The following is an 11,305-nucleotide window of genomic DNA, read 5'->3' on the forward strand; positions in this document are numbered from 1 at the left end:
TCGCAGGCAATAAAAAAGCCAGCCCTGAGGCTGGCTCTTTTCGTGCAATCTCGCGATTACTTTTGTTCTGTGTGCTCGTCATGCGCGTGCAGATGATCGTGCTCGGTCATCGCGACTTCGTTAACGCGCTTACGGACACCAAACCAACCTGCGACCAGAATCACCGCCAGCAGCGGAATAGACGCAATGGTGTAAGTCCCGTTAGGGTAATCGAACGCCATCAGCACCAGCACCGCCAGCAGGAACACCAAGGTCAACCATGAGGTGAACGGTGCCCAAGGCATCTTGAAGCTGACATCGTCGGCTTTGCCTTCTTTGATCGCTTTACGCAGGCGCATCTGGCACACCACGATAAAGCCCCATGAAGCAATGATACCCAGTGAAGCGATGTTCAGAACAATTTCAAATACCTGTGAAGGCACCAGATAGTTCAGGAACACGCCCACGATGTAGACGCAGATGGTCGCCAGAATACCGGCGTAAGGCACCTGCTGACGGCTCATTTTGGACATGAACTTCGGTGCAGAGCCACCCATCGACATTGAACGTAAAATACGTCCGGTCGAGTAGAGGCCAGAGTTCAGGCTGGAGAGCGCCGCACTCAGTACCACGATGTTCATGATGCTGCCCACATAAGGGACACCCAACTTCGAGAAGAAGGTAACAAACGGACTCTGACCTGCCTGGTAAGCATTCCACGGCAGCAGCAACACCAGCAGTACCACAGAACCGACATAGAACAGGCCGATACGCCAGATCACGCTGTTGATGGCTTTTGGCAGCATCGTCTGCGGATCTTTGGTTTCCCCTGCGGCAGTCCCCACCAGCTCGATAGAGGCAAAGGCGAATACCACGCCCTGGACTAACACCAGCGCAGGCAGCAAGCCGTGCGGGAAGAAGCCGCCGTTATCGGTAATCAGGTGGAAGCCGGTAGTATTCCCATCCAGCGGCTTACCGCTGCCGAGGAAAACAGTACCGACAATCAGGAACACCACAATGGCCAACACTTTGATCAGTGCGAACCAAAACTCCATCTCGGCGAACCACTTCACGCCGATCATGTTCATGGTGCCGACAATGGCTAACGCACCGAGGGCAAACACCCACTGCGGTACATCGCCAAACGCGCCCCAGTAGTGCATATAAAGCGCTACTGCGGTGATATCAACAATCCCGGTCATTGCCCAGTTGACGAAATACATCCATCCGGCAACGTAAGCAGCTTTTTCCCCAAGAAACTCACGCGCATAGGAAACGAAGTTTCCGCTGGTTGGGCGGTGCAGAACCAGTTCCCCTAACGCACGCAGGATAAAGAACGAAAAGATCCCGCACACCAGATAAACCAGTGCCAGTGCTGGACCCGCCAGTTGCAGACGAGCGCCTGCACCAAGGAACAGACCCGTACCGATAGCACCGCCAATGGCGATCATCTGTACCTGACGGTTCCCCATCGCTTTGTGGTAGCCGGAGTCATGAGAATTCAGCCAGCGTCTTTTTGCAGCGCGAAGTTCGGCTGCTGTTTTTGTAGTAGATTTCATAGCTTTCCTGTTTGTCCTGACCATCGTGCACGGCAAACCAATCGTTTGCGTTCCACCGTGAGAAATGGAGTGTCTTTACCGCGTGGCGCTGCATGAAAATGCATTACTTTCTGCGGGAAATCACGGCGAAGAATCCTACCCGTTCTGCGTGAATGAAGCAAAATATACTGGCTGACTGTAGGGCATCTTTTGCAATAATCCGTTGCGGTGCACAAAAACGGTGCATAAAAAGCGACTTTGCACGATCTTAATCGCAAAAACCCAGCGGAATATGCTAATAAAAAACCCCGGACTCGAACATCAGAGCCACCCTGTCTACAGCATTTTCTGTTGTTTATCGGCAAAGGCACACTGTTTCTGCGCCCTCTCTGCTCGCACTTACACTTTCTTCATATTTTCTCCACGTTTTCCTAATTTACCCCACGTAAAGTAGGTCGTTACGGCTGATTCTGGGCTCTGGAGCCAGGCTGTTTCCCGCGTCAGCTGACCGGGATTTGCACCATAATAAAAACTGAATGCGACTGAGGAGTGTGGTTTCGATGTCAAATTTTTTCATCGACCGTCCCATTTTTGCCTGGGTTCTGGCGATTTTACTGTCGTTTGGTGGCGCGTTAGCCATCATCGAACTGCCTGTTGAGCAATACCCCGATCTCGCCCCTCCCAACGTGCGTATCACCGCGAACTATCCCGGCGCATCCGCCGAAACGCTGGAAAATACCGTCACTCAGGTTATCGAACAGAACATGACGGGCATCGATAACCTGATGTATATGTCCTCTAACAGCAGCAATACCGGCCAGGCGCAGATCACCCTGACGTTTACCGCCGGAACTAACCCTGATGAAGCGCGCCAGCAGGTACAGAACCAGCTACAGTCGGCGCTGCGAAAACTGCCACAGGCGGTCCAGTCGCAAGGGGTAACGGTCAATAAAACCGGTGACAGTAATATTTTGATGCTGGCGTTTGTCTCTACCGATGGAAGTATGGACAAACAGGATATTGCCGATTATGTCGCCAGTAACATTCAGGACCCGCTGAGCCGTATCGATGGCGTAGGTGAAGTGGATGCTTACGGTTCACAGTACGCGATGCGTATCTGGCTCGATCCCAACAAACTGAATGCTTATTCACTCACGACCGATGATGTAGTCAGTGCCATTGAAGCGCAAAATGCGCAGGTCGCCGTGGGCCAGGTCGGTGGGCTGCCTTCGGTGGAGAAGCAGGCGTTGAATGCCACCGTGAACGCCCAGTCGATGTTGAACACGCCGGAACAGTTCAAAGCCATCACGCTGAAAACCAATACCGATGGTTCCGTGGTGACCCTGGGTCAGGTCGCTGATGTCGCCCTTGGCGCAGAAAAGTATGACTACCTTAGCCGCTACAATGGGCAAGCTGCCTCTGGCCTCGGCATTAAACTTGCCTCTGGCGCGAATGAGATGAACACCGATAAGCTGGTGCGGGCTCGCGTCGAAGAGCTATCACACTATTTCCCACACGGGCTGCAAGCCAAAATCGCCTACGAAACCACGCCGTTTGTGAAGGCCTCGATCACCGATGTGGTAAAAACCCTGCTGGAAGCCATCGTGCTGGTGTTTGGCGTGATGTATCTGTTTATGCAGAACTTCCGCGCCACGCTGATCCCGACCATCGCCGTTCCCGTGGTGTTACTCGGCACCTTTGCCGTGCTGTACGCGTTTGACTTCAGTATTAACACCCTAACGATGTTTGCCATGGTGCTGGCGATTGGCCTGCTGGTGGATGATGCGATTGTGGTGGTCGAGAATGTCGAACGTATCATGAGCGAAGAGGGATTATCGCCTCGCGCCGCAACGCGAAAATCCATGGGGCAGATTCAGGGCGCGCTGGTGGGCATTGCGCTGGTGCTGTCAGCGGTATTTGTGCCGATGGCATTTTTCGGCGGCACCGTGGGTGCCATTTACCGCCAGTTCTCCATTACTATCGTCTCTGCCATGGTGTTGTCAGTGCTGGTGGCGATGATTCTTACCCCGGCACTCTGTGCCACCCTGCTCAAGCCGATCGCCCAGGGTGAACATCATGAACGACGCGGCTTTTTTGGCTGGTTTAACCGCCACTTCAATCACAACGCCAATCGCTATGAGCGCGGCGTAGCGCGTATTCTCCATCGCGGCGGGCGCTGGCTGGTGCTGTATCTGGCCATCATCGGCGTAATGGCCTTTATGTTCTATCACCTGCCGACGTCATTCCTGCCGGAAGAAGATCGCGGCGTCTTTCTGACTCAGGTACAGCTACCCGCCGGTTCGACCCTACAACAGACCACCAAAGTGGTGGAACGTGTCGAGCAGTATTACATGACCGCAGAGAAGGATAACGTCCTGTCGGTGTTCTCCACCATCGGGGCCGGCCCTGGCGGTAACGGACAAAACGTGGCGCGCCTGTTTATTCGGCTAAAGAACTGGGAAGATCGTCCCGGTAGCGATCGCACCTCATTTGCCATTATCGAACGCGCGACCAAAGCGTTTAAAAAGATACAAGAAGGCCGGGTCATTGCCAGCAGTCCACCTGCTATTACCGGTATGGGCAGCTCTTCCGGCTTTGATTTCGAATTGCAGGATCATGGCGGCATCGGTCACACCCAACTGATGGCAATGCGCGATTTGCTGCTGACTGAGGCGGACAAAAATCCGGCCCTGACCCGCGTACGTCACAACGGGCTGGATGACAGCCCACAGCTGCAAATCGATGTCGATCAACGCAAGGCCCAGGCGCTAGGGATTTCGATGGATACCATCAACGATACCCTGACAACCGCATGGGGCTCGACCTACGTTAATGACTTCCTCGATCGTGGCCGAGTGAAAAAAGTCTATGTGCAGGCAGCGCCCGAGTTCCGCATGTTGCCGGACGACGTGAATAAATGGTACGTGCGCAACAGCAGCGGCACCATGGTGCCCTTCTCTGCCTTTGCGACCAGCCGCTGGGAAACCGGATCACCGCGCCTGGAACGCTATAACGGCTACTCTTCACTGGAAATTGTCGGTGAAGCCGCACCCGGCGTCAGTAGCGGTACCGCAATGGATGTGATGGAGAAACTGGTGAGCCAGTTGCCGATGGGCGTGGGCTTCCAGTGGACCGGCGCTTCCTACCAGGAACGCCTTTCCGGATCGCAGGCCCCGGCGCTGTACGCCGTTTCGCTGCTGGTGGTGTTCTTGTGTCTCGCCGCGCTGTATGAGAGCTGGTCTATTCCGTTCTCGGTGATGCTGGTGGTGCCGCTGGGCATTATTGGCGCGCTGGTGGCGACCTGGGCGCGTGGGCTGGAGAACGATGTCTATTTCCAGGTGGGGCTACTTACCGTTATCGGCCTGTCGGCGAAGAATGCCATTCTGATCGTGGAGTTTGCCAATGAGATCAACAGCAAAGGGGGCGAGCTGCTGGCATCAACGCTGGAAGCCTCGCGCCAGCGCTTAAGGCCCATTCTGATGACCTCTCTGGCCTTTATCTTTGGCGTCCTGCCGATGGCGATCAGCAGCGGTGCAGGTTCTGGCAGCCAGCACGCGGTAGGAACTGGCGTTATGGGCGGGATGATCTCGGCGACGATACTGGCGATTTTCTTTGTACCGCTGTTCTTTGTGCTGGTACGTCGCCGCTTCCCGCTGCGTGAAAAACCGCTGGATTAGTCATCCGCAGAAACAACAAAGGCAGCCATGATAAGTGGCTGCCTTTATGTTTTCGGACAGAATTACAGCAAGAGGGGAATCGCCCTGCTTTTCTTGATGCGTATTACTTGTTACGTAACATCGCTTCAATAAATTCTTTCCAGTTCCCCATTTCGGTGTCAATCATACTACCCTCTCTTATTGTAGGGCCAATTCTACGCCCCTTTATGCGCAGGGTGAATACGTTTACACCATTTATCGCTATAGGTTTGACCGATTATCGCTGCCATTTTGCACAAATTGCTGGCTGACGCACATTTCAGCAAGCGACTCATCTACAACAACAATGCACCCGTTCGCACTTTCCCCTTGCTTTCTGCCAACGCTTATCAGACTCATGCTTTGTCGGCTACTGATACCCCGCGTGACTGTAACCGCTTTCGGCTTACAGGTGTGCGCTGTGGGTGCCCCCCCACTCAAGGCTCGGCTGTGATAAAATGCGGGCCTAACACATTAAAACGAGAAGTCTCTGATGACAGCTGCATTCACCCTGTACGGCATCAAAAACTGCGACACCATCAAAAAAGCCCGACGTTTTCTGGAGCAGCAGAACGTGGCCTACCAGTTTCACGACTACCGCGTAGACGGGCTGGATGAGGCGCTGATGCAAAAATTCATTGCTGAGCTGGGTTATGAAGCCCTGCTGAACACGCGCGGTACCACCTGGCGTAAGCTGCCTGAAGTGGAGCGTGAGGCAATCAATAACGCTGACTCAGCGGCAGCGCTGATGCTGGCACAGCCGGCAATCATTAAACGCCCATTGCTCTGCGCCGCAGACGGTTCTATGCTGCTCGGCTTCAATGAAGATAACTATCAGACCTTTATTCAGGAGAAGTCATAACATGTTCTGTCCGGTCATTGAGCTGACACAGCAGCTGATCCGCCGCCCTTCCCTGAGCCCTGATGATGCAGGTTGTCAGGCGCTGTTAATCGAACGCCTGGAAACCGCTGGCTTTCACATCGAAACGATGAATTTTGGCGATACGCAAAATTTCTGGGCGACGCGCGGTCAGGGCGAAACGCTGGCCTTTGCCGGTCATACTGATGTTGTGCCTCCTGGCGATGCTAATCGCTGGATCAACCCACCGTTTGAACCAACCATCCGTGATGGCATGTTGTTCGGCCGTGGTGCCGCCGATATGAAAGGCTCACTGGCTGCCATGGTGGTTGCTGCTGAGCGCTTTGTTGCCGCTAATCCAAATCATACCGGACGCCTGGCGTTTCTCATCACCTCGGATGAAGAAGCCAGCGCCGTCAACGGCACCGTCAAAGTGGTTGAAGCGCTAATGGCACGTAAAGAGCGCCTGGATTACTGCCTGGTGGGCGAACCCTCTAGCACCGAAGTCGTGGGTGATGTGGTGAAAAATGGCCGTCGCGGTTCGATTACTGCGAACCTGACGATCCACGGCGTGCAGGGACATGTTGCCTACCCACATCTGGCGGATAACCCCGTGCATCGCGCGATGCCCGCGCTGAATGAGCTGGTAGCGACCGAGTGGGACCAGGGCAATGAGTTCTTCCCTCCTACCAGCATGCAGGTAGCCAACGTTCAGGCAGGAACCGGTAGCAATAACGTCATTCCTGGCGAATTTTTCGTGCAGTTCAACTTCCGCTTCAGTACTGAACTGACCGACCAGATGATTCGTGAGCGCGTTGAAGCGCTGCTGGATCGCCATCAACTGCGCTACACCATTGACTGGCGTCTGTCGGGTCAACCGTTCCTGACCTCACGCGGTAAACTGGTGGATGCCGTCGTAAATGCGGTGTCGCACTATAATGAAATTAACCCACAGCTGTTAACCACGGGTGGCACCTCCGACGGGCGCTTTATTGCGCGTATGGGTGCGCAAGTGGTAGAGCTGGGGCCGGTGAATGCCACCATTCATAAAATCAACGAATGCGTAAAAGCCGCCGATTTGCAGACCCTGAGTCGGATGTATCAACGCATCATGGAGCAGCTACTGGGCTGAGACGCTGCCGAGGAGAAATGATATGGAATTTATTAAACACTACTGGTGGGTAATATTGATTCTGCTGTTGGTGGGCGTACTGATGAACGTTTATAAAGATCTCAAACGCATTGATCCGAAAAAGTACATGGAAAACAAGCCAGATCTCCCGCCACATCGTGATTTCAACGATAAATGGGATGATGAAGACGACTGGCCGAAGAAGAAGTGATCCTGACTGGCTGCCTGAGCAGCCAGCCTGAATGAACCGGCGGTGATGTCTTCACCGCCGCCTGTCACATCATCATCACCACATCATCCTCACCCGGTTTTGCCCCGCCTAATGCCTCATCAAAGTAGCGTTTCGGTACGGTATTCCGCAGGTGATTCAGAGCAATATTGATCCCTTTATCATCAATGGCGTGCGGTAGCTCATCAATGATATCCAGCGTGATATCCCCGCCCAAGGCCGCCACTCGCTCTTCAGCGTCTACGGCATGAGTGAGTGGGATCTGCCGATCGTTATCACCGTGAATCAGGTGGATAGTGGTTTTGCGCGATGCCTTCGCGGGTAGCGAGTTGAAACGTCCACTGAAAGCGATGACGCGCCCCGCCAGTTCAGGATGGGCGTTGATCCCCTCAAGGATCAGCGTGGCACCCTGGGAAAAACCGACCAAAGCGGTTCCCAACGGGCTGACGCCACTCTTCTGCTGCCAGTGCTGCACCGTTTCCACAAAAGTGGGCAGGATTGCGTCAATCGCCACCTGCGATGCCGCACCTTCCCCGCCAGCTTCAATAAACCACTGCCGGGCATGATCGCGTTGTGGTGCACCCACGGCCACGACCAGCGCCTCCGGGAACGCGCGGCCAAACCAGCTCCCAATCTCCGCCATCGACTCCGGTGTATCCCCCACGCCGTGGTACAACAGGAACAGTTGCGATGCCGAGCTTACGGGTTGTTGAACAATCACATAGTGCATAATTACCTCCTGCGATCACTATACGCCGCCGTTGGCAACGTGATAGCGGGAAAATTTGAATAACCTGGTGCAATTTTTCGTTGTGCTGTTCAGTTTTTTAACGGATCGATCGCCAGACAAAAAGCCTGCAAGGCGGCGGCTTTTTCATGATTCCAGGACCATAACGCCTGTGCAGCCTGCTGGCGCAGCTCAGCTATCAATGCTTTCCGCCCCGCTAGCTGATAGCAAGCCGTGAGTTCCGCCAGCGGCTGTTGTTCGACAGCGGCACCCAGCAGCGGGAATACGGCGGAGAGTTGCGCCAATAGCCGGGCTAATGCAGGCAGTGAGGCTTCAAAGGGCCGCTGAGCCCAGGCAAATCCCGCCACGTTTTGCGCATCCTGCGCAGTAAAATCCAGCGTCTCCACCTGCGGTAACCCCGGATCAACATCGATGAAAGTCGCCATAAATGGCCAGTCACGAATTAACTGCTGATGTGCCTCGGCGGTTAATTGTTTACCCGCAGCACTGATGCCCTTGAGCGCCATCGCCGCATAACAACCGCTGCTGGCTTCACGCTGGCTGCCAATGCGTACCAGCGTAAAACCGCACTGCCGCCAGAATGCGGCCAGCTCAGCGGTGTAGCCAAAGCTGACGGAAAGGTAATCCAGCCCATCGTCTCGCTGCTCCGCTGCCCGCACCAGTGCCTGTCCTAACCCGTGACGACGTTGACTTGCCACTACGGCAATCCGACTGATACGGCGCGAACGCAGCATCGCGGCCGGGGTAAATCCGGCATGTGCCGCCAGCGACTGCGCCACCAGGTTGCCGCGTGGACGCCGGAATCCCGCCCAGACCGCCTGGGCCAAATCCGCCGCTAATCCCCCCTCCTCCACCAGCCATAATGCGCCCTGTCCGTTACCCGCTAGCCAGAATTGCATCCCGGGCGCATCCATCATACGGCGCAGGTCGAGCGGTGAAGTACGATAATGCGCCGCTGCCAGCAGCCGGTAAGCCGCGCTGAGTTGCGGGGTGAAACGCGGCCAGTCGGCGGGTGTCAGGCAGGTCATTTCAGGTTGGATAACAGGTGCTGACGGCACCTCATCCTGAAAAAGAAAGGCGCGTTCAAGCCACTGCTCCAACGGATCGTTCTGACACCAGCGCAAAGGCTCATCAAGGGTGAAGTGGCGAACATTTCCCAGCTCAGCACAGAACTTCAGCATAAAGCCGCGCCCGGTTCCCTCGTAGCCTTGCACGGTAGTGGTTAACAATACGCGCGGAAAGCGCAGGACCAGCGCGCGCAGTAAAGGGGTTGGGATCGCCGCCGCCTCGTCGATGATCAGCCAGTCATACTCGGGCAACGCTTCCGTCGCCAGCAAAACGTCCGGCGCGAGAAAGTGAAAATGCGGTGCGGCAAACCGGGCCAATACTTCAGTGGAGACTTTGGCGGGAGCCGTCACCAACGCTGAGCCGCAGCGTTGCGCCAGCATTCCTGCCAGAGCGGATTTACCGCGTCCGCGCGCAGCGGTGATCACCGCCACACCCTCTGGCATCGCCAGCAGCTGCGCCAGAATGTCCTGTTGACGCGCAGATGCACGACACTGCCACTGGGGCCAGGATTGGCCCGTCTCCCTTACCCGTACCGGCTGATGCTGACGCACTATCCATACCTCGGGATCGGCCAGTATCAACTGTTGTAGGTAAGTCACAAACTGCGGCGTGGCAATGGCTTGTGGGCTATCGGCCCAGCGCAGGCTGTCTTGATCTGGCTGTGTCGCCCAGCGTTGCCACTCTGGCACCAGTAGCAGCAACCAACTGCCTGCTCGCAACGTGCCCGCCAGTGCCGCAAAGGCTTCGGCATTGAAACCCTCACGTGCATCAAAAATTCCATGGCTGAATTCTCGGCCAAGCAACGTTTTCACCGCGGTGGGTTGACTGTGTGGCCCAGCAGAAAGGGGATTTGCTCCCACTGTGACCCAGCCGCCAGTGAGCTGTTGCTGCCAGTCCTGCGTCTGATGTTGTGCCCAGGCGGCTTCACCGCTGATGACGCACAAACGGCGAATACCCGCATCCAACATGATGCGGGTGGTATCAGTTAAATTCATAGTTTGCTATTGAGGGTGTCACACTGGCCAGGATTCCCGCTGTCAAAGCCGCGTTTGAACCAGGTTAAACGCTGTTGAGAAGTGCCGTGGGTAAAGCTATCCGGTACGACGCGTCCCTGACTGCGCTGCTGCAGGCGATCGTCACCAATGGCTTCTGCGGCATTGAGCGCTTCGGCTAAATCGCCGGTATCCAGCATGTGTTGCTGCTGCTCATAATGGCCCCAGACGCCGGCAAAGCAGTCTGCCTGGAGTTCCATTTTCACCGACAGCGCATTGACCTGCGCCTGGCTTGTCGCCTGCTGTTGCAGTTTGCGTACGGCCGGTTCAATACCGAGTAACTTCTGAACGTGATGCCCAACTTCATGGGCAATCACATAAGCCTGAGCAAAATCACCGCCCGCGCCCAGCTTCTGCTGCATCTCATCGTAGAAAGAGAGGTCGATATAGACTTTTTGATCCGCCGGGCAGTAGAACGGGCCCATTGCAGTCTGGCCAGTGCCGCAGCTGGTGGTGGTGGAACCACGGAACATCACCAGAGTAGGTGCGACATAGTGGCGGCCCATTTTCTCAAACAGCTGGCTCCAGGTGTCTTCCGTGGAGGCAAGAATTACGCGGGTAAACTTCGCCGCTTCATCCTGGCCCTGAGCACTCTGGCGCGGCTGCTGTTGTGTTTGCGGTGCCACACTTTCGCCACCGGTCAGTAGCGGTGTGAGGTCGTAACCGTAGTAACCGGCAATCGCGACCAGCACTAAGATCACTAATCCACCCTTGCCGCGCGGCAGACGGATCTGTCTGCCCCCGTAGCCCGACTGCTGCTGATCGCGCCTGTCTTCTACATTGTCGCTTTCACGACGACCTTGCCAGCGCATGCTGTACTCCTGTTAGTGACACCTCTGTTGGGCATAATTTTAGTGCCCTGCATGCGTAACTACCAGTGCCATGCAGACTTTACGGAAACAGTTCGTCGTATACGGCCTATCCCACAAGAGTGCTCCGTCTGGAGAGAACTCATCACCCCTTCGACATTGAACAGACCGAATTCAGCTTGAAGCCCAATAGAAT

9 protein-coding genes are annotated in these 11,305 nt (G+C 55.4%); 4 read left to right on the forward strand and 5 right to left on the reverse strand.

The genetic code is table 11. The features are described 5' to 3' along the window. Nucleotides 1-56: 56 nt before the first annotated feature. Nucleotides 57-1,538 carry an L-asparagine permease gene (gene ansP / locus F3J40_RS04950; RefSeq protein ID WP_167012797.1) on the reverse strand — a complete coding sequence of 494 codons (1,482 nt, stop codon included), beginning with the start codon at nt 1,536-1,538 and terminating at the stop codon, nt 57-59. A gap of 539 nt (nt 1,539-2,077) precedes the next feature. Between ansP and acrD the strand changes: the two genes are divergently transcribed. Next, a complete protein-coding gene (acrD, locus tag F3J40_RS04955) occupies nt 2,078-5,194 on the forward strand; it encodes a multidrug efflux RND transporter permease AcrD (RefSeq protein ID WP_167012798.1) in 3,117 nt (1,038 codons plus the stop codon). Between the two features lie 103 nt (nt 5,195-5,297). Here the strand turns inward: acrD and ypfM are convergent, their stop codons facing one another. Next, nucleotides 5,298-5,360, reverse strand: coding sequence for a protein YpfM (gene ypfM / locus F3J40_RS25160; RefSeq protein WP_139015967.1), 63 nt, complete (start codon nt 5,358-5,360; stop codon nt 5,298-5,300). Nucleotides 5,361-5,705: 345 nt separating this feature from the next. Here ypfM and F3J40_RS04965 point away from each other — a divergent pair, with 345 nt between their 5' ends. The 3 genes from F3J40_RS04965 to F3J40_RS04975 are packed head-to-tail and all read left to right on the forward strand — an operon-like array spanning nt 5,706 to nt 7,414. Then, the gene (locus F3J40_RS04965) at nt 5,706-6,074 is read left to right on the forward strand and encodes an ArsC family reductase (protein WP_167012799.1); all 369 of its coding nucleotides are present in this window, start codon (nt 5,706-5,708) and stop codon (nt 6,072-6,074) included. Between the two features lies 1 nt (nt 6,075). After that, nucleotides 6,076-7,203 (forward strand): succinyl-diaminopimelate desuccinylase, encoded by a 1,128-nt coding sequence (gene dapE, locus F3J40_RS04970; protein WP_167012800.1) that lies wholly within the window; start codon nt 6,076-6,078, stop codon nt 7,201-7,203. Between the two features lie 22 nt (nt 7,204-7,225). Next, on the forward strand, nt 7,226-7,414 hold the full coding sequence (locus tag F3J40_RS04975; protein WP_017347719.1) for a YpfN family protein: 189 nt from the start codon (nt 7,226-7,228) through the stop codon (nt 7,412-7,414). Between the two features lie 64 nt (nt 7,415-7,478). On the opposite strand, the gene ypfH is transcribed toward F3J40_RS04975, so the two are convergent. The 3 genes from ypfH to ypfJ all read right to left on the reverse strand — a co-directional run bounded on the left by ypfH (nt 7,479) and on the right by ypfJ (nt 11,112). Beyond that, the gene (gene ypfH, locus F3J40_RS04980; RefSeq protein WP_167012801.1) at nt 7,479-8,162 is read right to left on the reverse strand and encodes an esterase; all 684 of its coding nucleotides are present in this window, start codon (nt 8,160-8,162) and stop codon (nt 7,479-7,481) included. A gap of 89 nt (nt 8,163-8,251) precedes the next feature. After that, on the reverse strand, nt 8,252-10,243 hold the full coding sequence (locus F3J40_RS04985; protein ID WP_167012802.1) for a tRNA(Met) cytidine acetyltransferase TmcA: 1,992 nt from the start codon (nt 10,241-10,243) through the stop codon (nt 8,252-8,254). Beyond that, complete coding sequence (gene ypfJ / locus F3J40_RS04990; protein ID WP_167012803.1) at nt 10,240-11,112, reverse strand: KPN_02809 family neutral zinc metallopeptidase; 873 nt, start codon at nt 11,110-11,112, stop codon at nt 10,240-10,242. Before ypfJ ends, F3J40_RS04985 begins: the two co-directional genes overlap by 4 nt. Between the last annotated feature and the right edge of the window lie 193 nt (nt 11,113-11,305).

Origin of the sequence: Candidatus Pantoea multigeneris (assembly GCF_011752615.1) — a bacterium.
Taxonomy (GTDB): domain Bacteria; phylum Pseudomonadota; class Gammaproteobacteria; order Enterobacterales; family Enterobacteriaceae; genus Pantoea; species Pantoea multigeneris.

What these genes read in the sequence shown, in the direction of transcription:
- ansP (WP_167012797.1), bottom strand. Translation starts at nt 1,538, where the DNA reads ATGAAATCTACTACAAAAACAGCAGCCGAACTTCGCGCTGCAAAAAGA.
- acrD (WP_167012798.1), top strand. Translation starts at nt 2,078, where the DNA reads ATGTCAAATTTTTTCATCGACCGTCCCATTTTTGCCTGGGTTCTGGCG.
- F3J40_RS04965 (WP_167012799.1), top strand. Translation starts at nt 5,706, where the DNA reads ATGACAGCTGCATTCACCCTGTACGGCATCAAAAACTGCGACACCATC.
- dapE (WP_167012800.1), top strand. Translation starts at nt 6,076, where the DNA reads ATGTTCTGTCCGGTCATTGAGCTGACACAGCAGCTGATCCGCCGCCCT.
- F3J40_RS04975 (WP_017347719.1), top strand. Translation starts at nt 7,226, where the DNA reads ATGGAATTTATTAAACACTACTGGTGGGTAATATTGATTCTGCTGTTG.
- ypfH (WP_167012801.1), bottom strand. Translation starts at nt 8,162, where the DNA reads ATGCACTATGTGATTGTTCAACAACCCGTAAGCTCGGCATCGCAACTG.
- F3J40_RS04985 (WP_167012802.1), bottom strand. Translation starts at nt 10,243, where the DNA reads ATGAATTTAACTGATACCACCCGCATCATGTTGGATGCGGGTATTCGC.
- ypfJ (WP_167012803.1), bottom strand. Translation starts at nt 11,112, where the DNA reads ATGCGCTGGCAAGGTCGTCGTGAAAGCGACAATGTAGAAGACAGGCGC.